General features: G+C 63.6%; 15 protein-coding genes and 1 pseudogene. 10 read left to right on the top strand and 6 right to left on the bottom strand.

The genetic code is table 11. The features are described 5' to 3' along the window. The 5 genes from RIN13_RS04290 to RIN13_RS04270 all read left to right on the top strand — a co-directional run. On the top strand, positions 1–302 hold a 302-nt coding region (locus RIN13_RS04290), incomplete at its 5' end, for an FCD domain-containing protein (RefSeq protein ID WP_309106096.1). A gap of 51 nt (positions 303–353) precedes the next feature. Then, positions 354–1,895 (top strand): 5-carboxymethyl-2-hydroxymuconate semialdehyde dehydrogenase, encoded by a 1,542-nt coding sequence (gene hpaE, locus RIN13_RS04285; protein WP_309106095.1) that lies wholly within the window; start codon positions 354–356, stop codon positions 1,893–1,895. Between the two features lie 46 nt (positions 1,896–1,941). Beyond that, positions 1,942–3,027 (top strand): 3,4-dihydroxyphenylacetate 2,3-dioxygenase, encoded by a 1,086-nt coding sequence (hpaD, locus tag RIN13_RS04280; RefSeq protein WP_309106094.1) that lies wholly within the window; start codon positions 1,942–1,944, stop codon positions 3,025–3,027. Between the two features lies 1 nt (position 3,028). After that, on the top strand, positions 3,029–3,814 hold the full coding sequence (gene hpaH, locus RIN13_RS04275; protein ID WP_309106093.1) for a 2-oxo-hept-4-ene-1,7-dioate hydratase: 786 nt from the start codon (positions 3,029–3,031) through the stop codon (positions 3,812–3,814). Next, positions 3,799–4,608 carry an HpcH/HpaI aldolase/citrate lyase family protein gene (locus tag RIN13_RS04270; RefSeq protein WP_309106092.1) on the top strand — a complete coding sequence of 270 codons (810 nt, stop codon included), beginning with the start codon at positions 3,799–3,801 and terminating at the stop codon, positions 4,606–4,608. Before hpaH ends, RIN13_RS04270 begins: the two co-directional genes overlap by 16 nt. A 33-nt stretch (positions 4,609–4,641) precedes the next feature. Here the strand turns inward: RIN13_RS04270 and RIN13_RS04265 are convergent, their stop codons facing one another. Continuing rightward, positions 4,642–5,583 carry a proline dehydrogenase family protein gene (locus tag RIN13_RS04265; protein ID WP_309106091.1) on the bottom strand — a complete coding sequence of 314 codons (942 nt, stop codon included), beginning with the start codon at positions 5,581–5,583 and terminating at the stop codon, positions 4,642–4,644. A 147-nt stretch (positions 5,584–5,730) separates the two neighbouring features. Between RIN13_RS04265 and RIN13_RS04260 the strand changes: the two are divergent. Then, positions 5,731–5,959: pseudogene (locus RIN13_RS04260) on the top strand (FAD-binding protein); the annotation flags it as partial. A 231-nt stretch (positions 5,960–6,190) separates the two neighbouring features. Next, positions 6,191–7,327 carry an FUSC family protein gene (locus RIN13_RS04255; RefSeq protein WP_309106090.1) on the top strand — a complete coding sequence of 379 codons (1,137 nt, stop codon included), beginning with the start codon at positions 6,191–6,193 and terminating at the stop codon, positions 7,325–7,327. Here the strand turns inward: RIN13_RS04255 and RIN13_RS04250 are convergent. Beyond that, the gene (locus tag RIN13_RS04250; RefSeq protein ID WP_309106089.1) at positions 7,266–8,543 is read right to left on the bottom strand and encodes an MFS transporter; all 1,278 of its coding nucleotides are present in this window, start codon (positions 8,541–8,543) and stop codon (positions 7,266–7,268) included. The genes RIN13_RS04255 and RIN13_RS04250 overlap by 62 nt on opposite strands. Positions 8,544–8,728: 185 nt before the next feature. On the opposite strand from RIN13_RS04250, the gene radA reads away from it, so the two are divergent. Next, the gene (radA, locus tag RIN13_RS04245) at positions 8,729–10,102 is read left to right on the top strand and encodes a DNA repair protein RadA (protein WP_309106088.1); all 1,374 of its coding nucleotides are present in this window, start codon (positions 8,729–8,731) and stop codon (positions 10,100–10,102) included. Here radA and RIN13_RS04240 read toward each other — a convergent pair. From RIN13_RS04240 to RIN13_RS04230, 3 genes are all read right to left on the bottom strand, one after another. Next, positions 10,095–11,516, bottom strand: a complete 1,422-nt coding sequence (locus tag RIN13_RS04240) for a GH1 family beta-glucosidase (RefSeq protein ID WP_309106087.1) — start codon at positions 11,514–11,516, stop codon at positions 10,095–10,097. The two genes, radA and RIN13_RS04240, sit on opposite strands and share 8 nt — an antisense overlap. A 129-nt stretch (positions 11,517–11,645) precedes the next feature. Beyond that, positions 11,646–12,830, bottom strand: a complete 1,185-nt coding sequence (locus tag RIN13_RS04235) for an acyl-CoA desaturase (RefSeq protein WP_309106086.1) — start codon at positions 12,828–12,830, stop codon at positions 11,646–11,648. A gap of 13 nt (positions 12,831–12,843) precedes the next feature. Then, positions 12,844–13,950, bottom strand: coding sequence for a ferredoxin reductase (locus RIN13_RS04230; RefSeq protein ID WP_309106085.1), 1,107 nt, complete (start codon positions 13,948–13,950; stop codon positions 12,844–12,846). 99 nt (positions 13,951–14,049) lie between these two features. Here RIN13_RS04230 and RIN13_RS04225 point away from each other — a divergent pair, with 99 nt between their 5' ends. Further along, positions 14,050–15,252 carry a helix-turn-helix domain-containing protein gene (locus tag RIN13_RS04225; RefSeq protein WP_309106084.1) on the top strand — a complete coding sequence of 401 codons (1,203 nt, stop codon included), beginning with the start codon at positions 14,050–14,052 and terminating at the stop codon, positions 15,250–15,252. A 65-nt stretch (positions 15,253–15,317) separates the two neighbouring features. Here RIN13_RS04225 and RIN13_RS04220 read toward each other — a convergent pair whose 3' ends face one another. Then, a complete protein-coding gene (locus RIN13_RS04220) occupies positions 15,318–15,716 on the bottom strand; it encodes an Hpt domain-containing protein (RefSeq protein WP_309106083.1) in 399 nt (132 codons plus the stop codon). A 216-nt stretch (positions 15,717–15,932) separates the two neighbouring features. Here RIN13_RS04220 and RIN13_RS04215 point away from each other — a divergent pair, with 216 nt between their 5' ends. Continuing rightward, positions 15,933–16,325, top strand: a complete 393-nt coding sequence (locus RIN13_RS04215; protein ID WP_309106082.1) for a hypothetical protein — start codon at positions 15,933–15,935, stop codon at positions 16,323–16,325. Positions 16,326–16,331 lie beyond the last annotated feature (6 nt).

Here is a 16,331-nt window from a genome sequence, read left to right as displayed (position 1 = left end):
TGGAACACTTCGATCCTGTCCGCTTCACCCTGTTGAACCAGGAGTTCCACAGTGTCCTGTTCGAGCATTGCCCCAACCCGCACATCCTTGATCTGGTCCACCGCGGCTGGAACCGCTTAGCTTCCCTCCGGTCCTCCACCTTCCGTTTCGTGCCCGGCCGCGCCCACGACTCCGTGGATGAACACGAAGCCCTGCTCCAGCTCATCGAGTCCGGCGCCAGCGCTGACGAGATCGAAAAGGCTGCCCGTCTGCACCGCTCAGCCACCCTGGACGCGTACCTGAGCCAAGCCAAAAGCATCTGACCAGCTTCCCCACCGGAGGCAAAGACCCCGCCAAGCAGTAAGGAAACAACAATGACGTTCACTGCAGAAGTAACCAAGGCCCATTACGTCCCGCAGGACCTGCCCGCGCACATTCAGCACTACATCAACGGCCAGTTCGTGGATTCCGTGGGCGGAAAGACCTTCGACGTCCTGGATCCGGTATCCAACCGGAACTACGCCACTGCCGCCGCCGGGCAGAAGGAAGACATCGACCTCGCTGTCGCCGCCGCCCGCGAAGCGTTCGTTAATGGACCGTGGCCGAAGATGAAGCCCCGCGAGCGCGCCCGCGTCCTGAACAAAATCGCCGATGCCGTCGAAGCCCAGGAGGGACGGCTTGCCGAGCTGGAGACGTTCGACACCGGCCTGCCCATCACCCAGGCAAAGGGCCAGGCCCTCCGCGCGGCCGAGAACTTCCGCTTCTTCGCGGACCTGATCGTGGCGCAGTTCGACGACGCCATGAAGGTCCCCGGCTCTCAGATCAACTACGTGAACCGGAAGCCGATCGGTGTCGCCGGCCTCATCACACCCTGGAACACGCCGTTCATGCTCGAGTCCTGGAAGCTCGCCCCTGCCCTGGCCACGGGCAACACCGTTGTCCTCAAGCCGGCCGAGTTCACTCCCCTCTCGGCATCGCTGTGGGCGCAGATCTTCAAGGACGCCGGGCTCCCGAATGGTGTGTTCAACCTTGTCAACGGCCTCGGCGAGGAAGCCGGCGATGCCTTGGTGAAGCACCCCGACGTGCCGCTGATCTCGTTCACCGGCGAGACCACCACGGGCCAGACGATCTTCCGGAACGCCGCGGCCAACCTCAAGGGCCTCTCCATGGAGCTCGGTGGAAAGTCGCCTTGTGTGGTGTTCGCCGACGCCGATCTGGACGCCGCCATCGACTCCGCACTGTTCGGCGTCTTCTCCCTGAACGGCGAGCGCTGCACAGCAGGGTCCCGGATCCTGGTGGAACGCGCCGTGTATGACGAGTTCTGCGAAAAGTACGCTGCCCGCGCGAAGAACATCGTCGTCGGCGATCCCCACGATCCCAAAACCGAGGTCGGCGCGCTGGTCCACCCCGAGCACTACGACAAAGTGGCGTCCTACGTGGACATCGGCAAGTCCGAGGGCCGGCTTTTGGCCGGCGGCGGACGGCCGGAGCACCTGCCCGAAGGCAACTACATCGCCCCTACAGTCTTCGCTGATGTCTCCCCCGACGCGCGGATCTTCCAGGAAGAGATCTTCGGTCCCGTCGTCGCCATCACCCCGTTTGAGAACGACGACGAGGCGCTGGCTCTGGCGAACAACACCCGCTATGGCCTGGCTGCTTACATCTGGACGCAGAACCTGACCCGCGCTCATAACTTCTCCCAAAACGTCGAGGCCGGCATGGTGTGGCTGAACAGTCATAACGTCCGGGACCTCCGCACCCCCTTCGGCGGAGTCAAGGCGTCAGGCCTGGGGCACGAGGGCGGCTACCGCTCCATCGATTTCTACACCGACCAGCAGGCCGTCCACATCACCCTCGGCTCCGTTCACACTCCGAAGTTCGGCAGCATCGAAGCCTCGGCCGCCAACGAGGGCTAGCCTCTCCGGCTGCCGTCCCCTACCTCCTCAAAGAAGAGAGAATCCCATGACCAACTTTGTTCCCACCCCCACCGTTCCCGCTCCGGACATCGTGCGCTGCGCCTACATGGAAATCGTGGTCACGGACCTCGCCAAGTCCCGCGCGTTCTACGTCGATGTCCTGGGCCTGCACGTCACCGAAGAAGACGAGAACACCATTTACCTGCGCTCCCTCGAGGAGTTCATCCACCACAACCTGGTACTCCGCAAGGGGCCCATCGCCGCCGTCGCAGCGTTTGCCTACCGGGTGAAGTCCCCAACAGAAGTTGATGCTGCGGAAGCGTACTTCAAAGAACTGGGCTGCCGCACTGAACGCCGCAGGGAAGGCTTCACCAAGGGCGTCGGCGACTCCGTGAGAGTCGAGGACCCGCTGGGCTTCCCTTATGAGTTCTTCTACGATGTGCAGCATGTGGAGCGCCTCACCCAGCGCTACGACCTCTACTCCGCCGGCGAGCTGGTGCGGCTGGACCACTTCAACCAGGTCACCCCTGACGTCCAGCGGGGCCGCAAATACCTGGAGGATCTCGGCTTCCGCGTCTCAGAAGACATCCAGGATTCCGACGGCGTTTCCTATGCCGTGTGGATGCACCGCAAGCAGACCGTGCACGACACAGCACTGACTGGAGGCAACGGCCCGCGCATGCACCACATTGCCTTCGCCACTCACGAGAAGCACAACATCATCCAGATCTGCGACAAAATGGGCGCCCTGCGGATCAGCGACCGGATTGAACGCGGGCCCGGCCGGCACGGCGTATCCAACGCCTTCTACCTGTACATTCTGGACCCGGATGGGCACCGGATCGAGATCTACACCCAGGACTACTACACCGGCGACCCGGACAACCCGGTGGTGACCTGGGACGTTCACGATAACCAGCGGCGCGACTGGTGGGGCAACCCGGTAGTGCCCAGCTGGTACACGGAGGCTTCCCTGGTGCTGGACCTGGACGGCAATCCGCAACCGGTGATCGAACGCGAGGAAAAGAGCGAGATGGCAGTGACCGTGGGCGCGGACGGTTTTTCGTACACCCGGGAGCCCGGCCAGGAGTCCGGCGAGGATCGCGGGTTCAAGCTCGGAGCGCAGGTCTAGCATGTTGGATGCCAAGACGATTGAGGCCATTGCGGACGAGCTGCTGGAGGCCGGACGTTCCCGGACTCCCGTGCCCCGGCTGACCTCCCGCTATCCGGAGATGACCGTGGAGGACTCCTACGCCGTGCAGCAGCTGTGGCGCCGCCGGAACGAGGATGCCGGCCGGACCCTGGTGGGGCGGAAGATCGGCCTCACGTCGAAGGCCATGCAGGCCGCCACCGGGATCACCGAGCCGGACTATGGCGCCATCTTCGATGACATGGTGCTGGAAACGGGCTGTTCGGTTGAATGGGACAGCTACACCCATCCGCGGGTGGAGGTGGAGTTGGCGTTTGTCCTGAAGGACGGGCTCAAAGGCCCCGGCTGCACCATTTTCGATGTCCTGAAGGCCACCGAGTACGTGGTTCCGGCCCTGGAGATCCTGGATTCCCGGATTGAGATGGAGGGCCGGACCATCGTGGACACCATCGCGGACAACGCGGCGATGGGGGCCATGGTGGTGGGCGGCCACCCGGTCAGGCCCGACGCCGTCGACCTGCGCTGGGTGGCGGCCATCCTCTATAAAAACCAGACCGTGGAAGAAACCGGCGTCGCCGCGGGCGTCCTGGACCATCCTGCCAACGGCGTCCACTGGCTGGCCAACAAGATCGCCGCCCATGGGGACAGCATGAAGGCCGGCGACATCATCCTCGCCGGATCCTTCACCCGGCCCTTGTGGGTATATAAAGGGGACACCGTCCATGCCGACTACGGACCGCTGGGGAGTGTCACATGCCGCTTCGACTAGAACCGGACAACACCTTTCGAGATGCGCTGGCAGCGGCACACCGCCCGCTGGCGGGCATGTGGGTCTGCTCCGGCAGCCCGCTCGTGGCCGAACTCTGCGCGGGCTCCGGCCTCGACTGGCTGTTGGTGGATGCCGAGCACAGCCCGAACGGCCTGGAATCGATCCTGGCCCAACTCCAGGCCATCCACGGCTTCCCGGTTCATACCCTGGTGCGGCCGCCAGTGAATGACACTGTGCTCATCAAGCAGTACCTGGACCTGGGCGTCCAGAACCTGCTGATCCCCATGGTCAATTCGGTGCCTGAGGCGGAGGCTGCAGTGGCCGCCACCCGTTACCCTCCCCGCGGAGTTCGCGGCGTGGGCTCGGCACTGGCCCGCGCCGCCCGCTGGAACCGCATTCCGGACTACCTCGCCAGGGCCGCGGAGACCATCAGCATCACCGTCCAGATTGAGTCCACAAAGGCGGTGGATTCGGTGACGGAGATCCTCGCCGTGGAGGGTGTGGACGCTATCTTCCTTGGTCCCTCGGACCTCGCTGCCTCCATGGGCCTGCTGGGACAGCAGGAACACCCTGAGGTCCGCGCCGCCGTCGAACATTGCCTCGGAGCCGCAAAATCGGCAGGTAAACCGGCCGGCGTGAACGCCTTCAACCCTGATACCGCCCGCCACTACCTCGACAATGGCGCCAGTTTCATTCTGGTTGGTGCGGACGTCGCACTGCTGGCCCGCGGTTCCGAAGCCCTGGCCGCAGCATTCATCGAGCCCACGGAAGCTCACGAACCGGAAAGCTACTGACCCTCGCACCGCGCAGGGGCACGGTGAGCCGTGTCAGCGGCCGGCCGCGATGATGGCGTCGAACACCCGCTCCGGGTCTTCGGCGATCCGGTTCAGGACGTAGAGCCACCACTCGCCACCGAAAATGGAGTACTCACGGGTAGTGAAGCCCTCAGCATGCAGGCGGTCCAGGGTGGACGTGCCCAAGCCCAAAAGCATCTCGAACTCCACATCCTTCGCCTCACTGAGGTTGGGGTGCCTTTCGAGGATTTCAGCGATCAGCGCGGCGTCATGGGTCGCGATGGAAACGGGATGTCCGGCGTCGATGATCAGCCCGGCAAGGCGCAGATAGTTCTCCTGGAGTTCAGCGCTGCCACGCGGGTAGGCCATCCCTTCCGGTTCGAGGAAGGCTCCCTTCACCAGCCTGATGGTTCCGGGTTGCTTCAGCAGACGCTTAAGGTCCTTTTCGCTGCGGTGCAGACGGGCCTGGAGGGTGACGCCGACCTCCACCTTTTCCTCCCTGAGTGCCTCGTAGAGGTCAAGCACCAGATCGGTCCGATCGGAGCCTTCCGCGGAGATCATCAGTGACGTTCGGAGGGGCGCCAAGGCGTCTGCCATCCGTCGCGCGTTCTCCAAGGCGAGCGCTGGGCTGACAAGGGAGCCGATGTGCGAAAGGTCAAAGGACACTGTGCCGGCTATGCCCGCCTGCCGCAACGCGGAAATCAGGTCCAGGAATACTGCGGTCTCGGCCTCTGCAACCCCGGCGTCCCGTACGCTTTCGCCTGCATACTCCAGGCTGACCAGATGGCCTCGGGCCATGCTTCGCTTGGCAGCTTCAATGGCATCCCGGACCGTCTCTCCCGCCGAGTAGCCCGCCGCGATCTTCTGAGCAATAGCGGCCAGCGGTGGAGACGACATCACCCGCTGTTTCAGCTCCTCATCCAAAGCCCACCCCCGCAACACATCTGCGGCTTTCTCCCGCGTGGAATCTCCCATGGAACACCCATTCCTCTTGCCTTGTTTGCCGGGCAACGTCTTCCGCTCAGCGTTTATCCGGTCAGCGTTTATCCGATCCTAAATAAAACCCCGTCCTTTGTCGGCCAGTGACGGCCATGTGAAGGACGTTGAAATACGCTCTCACTCATGGATGCAGACGCAATCGTTGTCGGAGCGGGCCTCGCCGCCTGGTGGCTACCGCCGAGCTTGCCGAAGCCGGTCGCCGGGTGCTCTTGCTCGACCAGGAGCCGGAGGCGAGTCTAGGCGGGCAGGCGTTTTGGTCCTTGGGTGGCTTGTTCTGGTTGCTTCGCCCGAGCAGCGCAGGATGGGGATCAAGGATTCCCGCGAGCTGGCGCTGCAGGACTGGATGGGAACGGGCAATCGCGCAGGCCATTGCCTGAGTGCCGGACTCATCTGGCCGGGGATGTCGGCCCGAATGCGTAACTTTTGATGGGACGAGACGGCCAAAAATGCTGCCATCCCGCGCAATCCCTGGCTCGGGACCAGCAGTAGCCGGCCAAAATCACGCAATTCGGTCATGGCTTTGACGCGCTGTCGTCCAAGGCACCCAGGAAAGCCCTCACACGAAACAAATAGACTGGATTCCATGGCCGTCACTGGATTATCCGCAAGCAGACGATTCCTCCGCGGCCGGGCCCGGACCGGTCTTGTCAGGAGCAAGAACTCGCTGGTCCCTGCCCTCCAGATGACGGTGTGTGCGGTGGGAGCCTACGCCTTTGCCCAGTATGTCCTGGGCCACTCAGGGCCTTTGTTTGCGGCGACTTCCTCCTTGATTGCCCTGGGTTTCTCCCGCGAGCCACGGCTGCGAAGGGTTGTGGAGGTCGGCCTGGGCTGCACCATCGGCATCGCCGTGGGTGACTTGCTGCTCCACTGGCTGGGCGACGATATCTGGGTGGCCGCCGTCGTACTTTTCGTCTCCATCCTGCTGGCAAGATTCCTGGACGGCGGCAACATCTTCACCACCCAACTGGGGCTGCAGTCCCTGCTGGTGGTGCTGCTGCCGGCGCCGGCGGGAGGGCCATTCACCCGGAGCCTGGACGCCGTGGTGGGTGGGCTCTTTGCCTTGCTGGTGACCATCCTGGTGCCCAAGGATCCCCGCCGTGAACCCCGCAAGGACGTCCGGAAGCTGTTGCATGAACTGGCCGAGGTGCTGCGGGAGTGCGCCTCTGCCCTGACCTACAGCGACTCCACCCAGGCCTGGCATGCTCTGGTCCGCGGCCGTAATTGCCAACCGCTGGTGGATGCCATGCGCCAGACCCTGCGGGCTTCCGGCGAAGTAGCAACCCTGGCTCCGGCCTATCGGAGGCATCGTGATGAGCTCGACCGGCTGGAACAATCGCTTGACTACATTGACCTTGCCCTTCGTAACAGCCGGGTGTTCGCCCGGCGCCTCACGAGTGCCATCAATCATGCCGCCCTGTCCGATGAGGCGACGGAAAACCTCGCTGAGGTGCTGCGGGAAACGGCGGATGCCATCGATGAGCTTTCGTTGGGTCTTGGCGAGGTTCATGACGGCGTTCGTCGCGCCCATTTGCGTGCCGCCCGTAAAGATCTCAGTTACGTCGCCGGAAGGCTGCACCCCCGGATGCTCGACGTAGACCGATTGGAAGGCGAGACCGTGGTGATGCTCTTCCGCCCGCTCATGGTTGACCTGCTGGAGGCTACCGGGATCGACTCGAAGGAAGCCCGGGACCTCCTGCCGCCGCTGCAGGACGAGAGCTAGCGCCGGTTTCCTTCCCGCCCTCTTTCGGGCCCGGCGGGTAGCCTGCCTTACGTCCGGCTATGACCGCACCAAGCGCGACGGCGGCGGGTAACGCCGCTGCGACCGGAACCAGCAGCGGCCCGGCCAAGGACAACGCCAGCCCGCCATATGCCGCCCCTATGGCGATCCCCAGTTGGGTCGCCAGTACCATCAGTGAGTTGGCGGCGTCACTGTGTTCCTTCCCAGCGCGCAGGATTGCTGCCTGGTTGTAGATGCCGCAGGCGCCCAGGGCGGCTCCCCAGAGGGCCATCAGACAATATGCGCCGGGCAGTGTGGTTCCCGCCCACGGCAGGAGCAGGCATGCTCCAACCACGGTGGCGGCGGCTGCGATCAGAGAACGCCGTGGCCGGGAGTCAACGGTCATTCCTGCGATCCAGAGCCCGGCGAAGCTTACAGCCCCCACCACAGACAGGGAGATGCTGATGGCCTGGGACGGCAGCCCGGCAGCGAGGATGAAGGGAGCAATATAGGTGAAGACTGCAAAGCGGGCGAAGAGCATCAGGGGCCAGGCCAAGGTCACCGATTTCACGCCGGGTTGGCGGATGGCCTGCAGCACTGACGGCGGTTGTCCCTTGCGGCTGCCGCGTACTGATGGAAGCAGCCAGAGGGCCAGCAGGGCCAGCACAGCCCCGGTGGCTGCCATGATCAGGAAGGACGTGCGCCAGCCTACCCATGCCCCCAGCGCCGTTCCCGCCGGTGCGCCAACGGCAAGGCCCAGACTGTTCCCGCTGAACACAACGGCCATGGCCCGTCCGAGCATGTGCTCGGGCACCAACGCAGCAATGTACGGAGCCATGGTGGACCACAACAGTCCGTGGGCTACGCCGCCAATAAGGCGGGCCACTACTGCCAGGGAAAATTCGGGGCTGAGGGCAAGGAGAACATTGCTGAGGGCGAAGGTCACCACCAGGCCCAGCAGCAGCGCCTGTCGCGGCAGGCGTGAACAGAGCCGCGCCATCGGCACTACGGTGACCACCACAATCCCGGCGTAGGCCACGGTCAGCAGCCCCACCTGTGATTCGCCGACGTCGAAGTCCTCAGCCATCTGCGGCAGCAGGCCCGACGGGAGCAGTTCGGTTGTAATGGCAGTGAAGCCAATGGCGGCGAGAACGAGCATGGCGGCAAGCGGCAGGGATCCTGTTTTTGAGGAGGCTTTCGCGGTGGCTACAAAGGGCACGTTCAGTTCAATTCCGGTTCGCAGGATCGCTTAATAAGTATGCTTACAATCCAAAATATCCGGGTGCAAGAGGGAAGGTCAACGGGCAATGCCAGCATTACGGAACGTACTGAACTGCTGCATTGAGACGGCCGTCCTATACGGCCGGCGGCAATGTTGTCGGCCCCCACGGCTACTGTGTACCCATGGCAACCAAGACTTCCCGGGCGTCCAAAGCCCCGGCCTATAAGTGCGCCGAATGCGGCTGGACCACCGTCAAGTGGGTGGGGCGTTGCGGCGAATGCCAGGCCTGGGGAACAGTTGAGGAGACCGGTGCAGCTGTTGCGCGGACGACGGCGGCTGCCACAGTGGTGGAGCCGGCCCGCCGCATCGCTGAGGTGGACGCCACTACGGCCGCTTTCCTGCCCACCGGCGTCGACGAACTGGACCGTGTGCTGGGCGGAGGGCTGGTTCCCGGAGCGGTGATCCTGCTTGCTGGGGAACCAGGCGTGGGAAAGTCCACCCTCCTGTTGGATGTTGCCGCCAAGTTTGCCCGCAGCGGCCAGGACGTCCTGTACGTCACCGGCGAGGAATCCGCCGCCCAGGTAAAACTCCGGGCCGAGCGGATCGATGCTGTGGCGGACTCGCTTTATCTCTCCGCGGAAACGGACCTCGGCCAGGCCCTGGGCCAGGTGGAGAAGGTGGAACCCCGCCTCTTGGTGGTTGACTCGGTCCAGACGCTCAGCAGCGCCGACGTCGAGGGGAGCTCGGGCGGGGTTTCCCAGGTCCGGGAAGTGGCAGCATCCATCATTGCCGCTGCCAAGCGGCGCAACATGACCACCCTCCTGGTAGGCCACGTCACCAAGGATGGTTCAATCGCCGGTCCCCGGCTCCTGGAGCACCTGGTGGACGTTGTCTGCCAGTTCGAAGGTGAGCGTCATTCGCGGCTCCGGCTGCTGAGGGCCGTCAAGAACCGGTACGGACCAACGGACGACGTCGGCTGCTTCGACCTGAACGAGGACGGCATCATGGGCCTTGCCGATCCCAGCGGGTTATTTGTCACGCGCACCAAGGACCCCGTGTCCGGTACATGTATCACCGTGACGATGGAGGGCCGCCGCCCCTTGCTGGCCGAGGTCCAGTCTCTCCTCGCCGAAAGCGCCAACTCGCAGCCGCGCCGGGCCACCAGCGGGCTGGACAGCTCCCGGGTGGCAATGCTCCTGGCAGTGCTTCAGCAGCGGGCCGGCTGCCTGCTGCACAAGGACGACTCCTACGTTGCCACTGTCGGCGGCGTGAAGCTGAGCGAACCCGCTACGGACCTTGCCGTTGCCCTGGCCGTAGCCTCAGCCAAGGCCAAGAAGCCGCTCCCCCAGCGGCTCATAGCCTTCGGAGAAGTAGGCCTCGCAGGAGAGGTCCGCCCCGTCCCCGGCATCAACCAGCGTATCCACGAGGCCCACAGGCTCGGCTTCACCCACGCCGTGGTCCCGCTGAGCCCCAACGGGCCGGGTGCGGTACCTGCGGGTTTCTCCGTCCGGGAAGTGGGCCACCTGACTGAGGCCCTGGGGTTGCTGATCAGCTGACCGGCTGGCCCTTGGCTGCGGCGATGTGGCGGGCGTAGGCGAGTCCGCTGTCCTTGATAGTCCGCTCCAGGGTGTCGTAGTCCACACGCACGATGCCAAAACGCTTTCCGTACCCGTAGGACCATTCAAAGTTGTCCAGGAGAGACCAGACAAAGTATCCGCGAACGTCAGCCCCCTGTTCAATGGCCTGCCTCATCGCTTCAATATGGTCGAGGATGAAGTTGGTCCGCTCAACATCGTGGACTTTCCCGTCAGGGCTGAGAGTGTCCTCGTAGGCTGCACCGTTCTCGGTAACGTACAGCGGCGGCAGGGAGGGGTATTCCTTGCCCAGCCTGACCAGCAAGTGGCGGAGGCCGTCGGGGTTTACTTCCCAGTTCATCGCCGTCCGGGGCAGCTCCCGGCTGGGGAACGTGATGTCTTCCGAACCCACCCAGGGAGAGGCTGCCTTCCGCTCCGCACCTCCGGAATGGCCGTCTATGTTCGGCTGGTCCGGATGCCCGCTGACGAGGTCGTCGTGATAGTGGTTCACGCCCAGGAAATCGAGCGGGGCCCCGATGAGCTCCATGTCTCCGGAGTGGATCAGCTCCGGGAGCCCGAAGGGTGCCAGGTCCCGCAAAGTGTCTTCCGGATACGCGCCGCGGAGCAGTGGATCCAGGAAAATGCGGTTCTGCAGTGAATCGAAGCGCCGGGCAGCATCCAGGTCCACAGGATCATTGGGATCCCGGGGAATGGCGTTGCTCAGATTGAGGGTGATGCCCAGGTGCTGGGCGCCCTGCCGGCGCAGCTCATCGAGGGCAAGCCCGTGGGCCAGGTGCTGATGGTGGACAGCTGCAACGACTGCCCGAGGCTCCTGCCGCCCTGGCGCATGCACTCCTGAACCGTAGCCCAGCAGGGCTGAGCAGAACGGCTCATTAAAGGTGGTCCAGTGCTGCACTCTGTCACCGAGGGCGGCATAAACGTCGGTGGCGTACTCCACAAAGCGGTACGCGGTGTCCCTGCCGGTCCAGCCGCCCTCATCCTCCAGAGCCTGCGGCAGATCCCAGTGGTAAAGAGTCAGCCAGGGCAGGATTCCCGCCTCCAGCAGTTCATCCACCAGCTTGGAATAGAAGTCCAGGGCCTTGGTGTTGGTGAAGCGGTCACCGGGCCTCACTCGCGCCCAGCTGATGGAAAACCGGTAGGAATCAAGCCCCAGCTCTTTCATCAGCTGCACGTCCTGCGGCATCCGGTGGTAGTGGTCAACCGCCCGTTCCAGGTTGTCACCATGGGCGATTGCACCCGGCAGGCGGGCGAAGGTGTCCCAGATGGAGTCCTCTTTCCCGTCCTCATGCCCGGCGCCCTCGATTTGGGCTGCCGCAGTGGCGGATCCCCAGATGAAGTCCTTTGGCCATGAGTGCGCGTTTGAGCTGGTTGCCATTTGCCCAGTGTTCCACGAACCAACCGGGGCGACCAGTGCCTCCAGCACGTGACCTCGGACCGGGCTGACCAGGCAGACAAAGGCCCCGGTCGCTTGTTTTCAGGAGCAACCGGGGCCTCAAAGAGTGAATTAGGCCGTCTTGGCCTTGCCTGGAACAGCCAGCTTGAAGACCTTCGCCCACGATGACCCGACCTGCTTGAGCAGCGGGCCGGTGGTGTACGGAAGGTTGTAGCGCTTGCAGATCTCCTGGACCTTCGGGGCCACCTCGGCGTACCTGTTGGACGGAAGGTCAGGGAAGAGGTGGTGCTCGATCTGGTGGGACAGGTTGCCGGTCATGAGGTGCATGAACTTGGAACCTGAGATGTTGGCGGAACCGATCATCTGGCGCACGTACCAGTCGCCGCGGGTCTCGCCTTCCACCATTTCCTCGGTAAAGGTGTCCGCGCCGTCGGGGAAGTGGCCGCAGAAAATCACTGCGTGGGCCCAGACGTTGCGGACGGCGTTGGCCGTGAGGGTGCCATAGAGCGCCTGCTTGCCTGAACCGGTAAGCATGGCTGCGGCAGGAGTAGCGGCGTAGTCCTTGGTGAATTGCTTGAGCGCCTTTTTCCCAAGGGCCTTGAGGTCCCGCATCAGTGCTTCCTTGGTCTTCTTCCCCTCCTGGTAGTCAGCGAGTTCGAGGTCGTAGATGGCGATGCCCCACTCGAAGACGGGAGCCAGGATGGCGTTGTACAGAGGGTTGCCCAGGTTAAAGGGCTTCCACGGCTGGTTCTCGTCCATGCGCAGGAGGTTGTATCCGACGTCGTTGTCCTTGCCCACCACGTTCGTCCAGCGGTGGTGGAGGTCGTTGTGGGTGTGCTGCCACGCGCGGGCCGGGGTGACGAAGTCCCATTCCCACGTGGTGGAGTGGATGTCCGGGTCACGCATCCAGTCCCACTGGCCGTGCAGGATGTTGTGGCCGAGTTCCATGTTTTCCAGGATCTTGGCGAAGCTGAGCAGCGTGGTACCCGCCACCCAGGCCTTCTTGTTCTTGCTGAAGAGGAGGGCCGCCCTGCCCGAGATCTCCAGGGCGCGCTGAATCTTGATCATCCGGCGGATGTAGTCGGCATCCGAACTCCCGCGCTTGCCGAGAATGTCATCCTTGATGGCATCAAGTTCACGGCCCAGCTCCGCCACCTGTTCGTCGGTGAGGTGGGCTGCAGCGGGTGGACGCACCAGCGGACTGCCGGTTGTTGCCAGAGCGCCGGGGCGCGTCTTGGCGCCTGCCGGAGCTCCGGCTGCTGTTGCCTCATGGGTGCGGTTTGAAACAGTTGTCATGTGATATTGCTCCTCAGATGTCGAGGTTAACGGGCCCGGCGGCTGCCGAAACACACGTTTGGATCAGTTGGCCCGGTTCGCCATGGACTTCACCGGTGCGGAGGTCACGGACGTGGCCAGCGCGCAGGGGAATGAGACAGCTGTGGCAGATACCCATGCGGCATCCGCTGGGCATCAGCAGGCCGGCGTCTTCGCCAACGTCGAGAAGGGGCGTGGCGCCGTCGGCTTCGACTTCGCGGTCGGAGGCCTCAAAGGTGACCAGTCCGCCGTCGTGCCCGTCACCGCCGGCCAGGCTGGTAGTAAAGCGTTCGATGATGAGATTCACCGGGTCAGCGGCAAAGGGCCCCGCGGGAGACTTGCCTCCGTTTCTGGCGGCGGCAGCAGCCTCAGCAGACCACAGCGACTCGGCGTCGTCCAGGAAGCCCTCGGGCCCACAGGCGTAGGCGGCTCGGCTGCGCCAGTCCGGGCAGAGTGCGTCGAGCTCTTTGGACGAGCTGAAATCGAACCTTCCGCGTTCGCTGGTGTACCAGTCGGTGACCTTCAGGTTCGGGAACTGGTCCGCGAGTTCAGCCAGTTCCTCCCTGAAGATGCTGTCAGCGGGAGTCCTCGCCGAGTGAATCAGTTCGACGTCCGAATCGGGGCGGTGCGGCACCAGCGTGCGGATCATGGACATCACGGGGGTGATCCCGGCGCCTGCTGTGAGCATCAGGAGCGGCCGGGGGTGTTCGGGGAGCACGAAATCGCCCTGTGGCGGCGCCAGAAAGAGGATGTCGCCGGGCTTGGTGTTGCGGACCAGGGCGCCTGATACTGCCCCGACGTCGGAGACAGTAATGGCGGGGTCCTGCCCGGCCGGAGCACTGAGCGAGTACGAGCGCCAATGGAAGACGCCATCAAGCTCGACGCCGATACGGGCCCATTGGCCGGCCTTGTGGGCCTGCCAGCCGCGGCCGGGACGGAAGAAAATTGTGGCGGAATCGGCGGTCTCCGGAACCACCCTGGTAACCACGCCACGAAGTTGTCGCGTGGAGAAGACAGGGTTGAATAGCGCCAGGAAGTCTTCTGGAGCCAGGGGGGTTGTGAACAGAGATGCGGCGCGCGCCAGCTTACGGAGCCGGATCATAGTCCTAAGCTTATGTCGGAACGAGGCATATTACTTCTCCCAGGGAATACGATCGAACGTTCTAAACTGTTCCCCCGAAACAACTTATGGAAGTCTCTCATGAACCATCCCTCCAAGAAGAGTCAAGCCACCCCGGCCCATGAACCTCCCTGGCTGGAACTTCCGGTTGAAGTCAGCGAGATCCTGCGGCCCCTGATGCCAGGGATTGTTGAGGCAATAATCGAATCCGTACCCCAATTGGTGCCCGCTTATGCACGTCCCATTGAAGGACGTTTTGGCCGCGGGCTGCGGCGCGGAGTGGGAGCGGCCCTCGATCGCTTCCTCCAGCTCCCCGGCACAAGACTGCCCGCACTGTCCGAGGAAAGCAGACAGCTGGTTGCCGGCCTGGGAAGCGGGGAGTTCCGGCAAGGCAGGAGCATGGATGCCCTCCTTAGTGCGTATCGCATGAGCGCCAGGGTGACCTTCCGCGAGATGTCGAGGATCTCCATGGATCGGAATCTGGGGCTGAACGTGGTTGTGGCCCTCGGCGAATCCATCCTCGCCTACATTGACGAACTGTCCGCCGTCAGTGCTGAGGCGTTCGCATTTGAACAGTCCGAGCGCGCCGGAGCGGTGGAACGGCGGCGCACCGAACTGTTGGAACTCCTGTTATCCGGCCAGGCCGATGAAGCTGCCCTGCGGCAGAAGGCGTCCATGGCGGACTGGGCCATTCCTGAGGAGCTGAGGGTGGTGACCATGCCGCTTGACCGTACTGCCGGGCTCCGGCTGCAGCTTGGCGCGGGAACGCTGGTGGTAGAGCGCGAAACCGACGTCGTGGCACTTGTTCCTTCCCGCAACTCCCCCGCAACCCGGGGACAGCTGGAAAAGGCACTGCGTGGACGCACCGCCGCGGTCGGGCCCGCTGTGGGCTGGGAAAAGGTGCCCGATTCCCTGCGGTTGGCGGTTCTGGCTGCCTCAGTTTTGCCACCGAGGGAAGGGCCGGAGGAAGGTCCGGTGTGGGCCGACGAACACCTCTCGAAGATCATCCTGGGTTCCGAACCGTCGGCGATAGCTGAACTAGCAAACCGGCGACTGGCCCCTTTCGAGGCCTTGCGCCCGGCTCAACGCGAACGGTTGGCGGAGACCCTTTTGTCCTGGCTGCGGCATTGGGGCCAGCGAGGCCCGGTCGCCGCCGAGCTGGGCATCCACCCGCAGACAGTGGGCTACCGCGCCGCCCAGCTCCGCGAACTGTTCGGCGAGGCCCTTGAGGATCCGAAAGCACGCTTCGAGCTGGAGTTGGCCCTGCACTCGGGGCGCAGGTGAAAGTTCTCATACTCCATTTGCTACGGAGCAACACCGTGCCAGGCGGTGGCTAACTTACGACTGAGCTATGCACGGTTTCCGGCGTGTTGCTGCCCCGCGGGCTTAGAGCCCCGGAGGAGAACGGACATGGTGTCCTCGCCGCATGATTTCAATCCAGGCAACAGCATTCCGGCGGCATGAAGCCGCCTGCTGCGGATTGCCTGCTCCACTGCCAGGGCCAATCTGGCAAGGTTGACGGCGCCCAGCATTTCGCTGGAGGACCTGAGACTCAGTGCAGCGTCCATGGCTTGGTCCCAATCATTAACCCGGATGGAGTGAGCCAACCTGCCGTATCGTCCAGGCCACATCTCCGTGTAGGTGCGGATGAAACTTGTGTACCCGGCAGGATCTGCGACGTCGTCGCGCAACGTTGACTGGACGGTCCAGGATACGAGGGGTGGCTTTCCGATATGAGGCTTTCTCACGTGGCGTTTCTCCGTATTCATTGCGAGAGGTGCTCGCCAGGTTGAGTAGTTCGGGCGCCAGATCCCGCCATCCGACACCTTTAGAACCCCGCGAGACGGAAATCGTGACGGACACCGCGCTTCCTGTTGAGGACTTTCACGTCACGAATGGCTGCCAGAACGGTCAGCGTCACGATCCGGACTTACGCGCGTCAGTCCCGTATGAGAGCTGCCCCTGTGAATCCCGTCCTGCAACTGGTGCTTGCGGAAAACCGGGGCGACTGCATGAGTCTTGGCCTGTTTGCCCACCACGTCAGTTCACTTTCCGGCTGCCCGGATGGCCCTGAGCTGCGGGAAGAGGTCATCGGGCAACTCCTGACCGCCCTGAAAACTGGGCTCATCAGCGTTGGAGACATGATCGGCACGAACCATTTTCCTTGGCCGGACACGCCCGCTCAGATCATCGCCTGGATAGAGGCGGTATGGCCCGATGACACTCTTCCCTCCTCCTTCGAGAAGCTGCAAAACATCTGCTGGCTGACGAATACGCCGGCAGGAGATCAGGCTGCAGGTGTCTCGCCAGAACTTCCCGCTCAAGAGTTGGCATCAAAGGATGAAGTCCCGGCATAGGCACTG

It is taken from the genome of Arthrobacter sp. (assembly GCF_031179985.1).
Taxonomy (GTDB): Bacteria; Actinomycetota; Actinomycetes; order Actinomycetales; family Micrococcaceae; genus Arthrobacter.
This window is presented reverse-complemented; position numbering and strand designations above follow the sequence as displayed.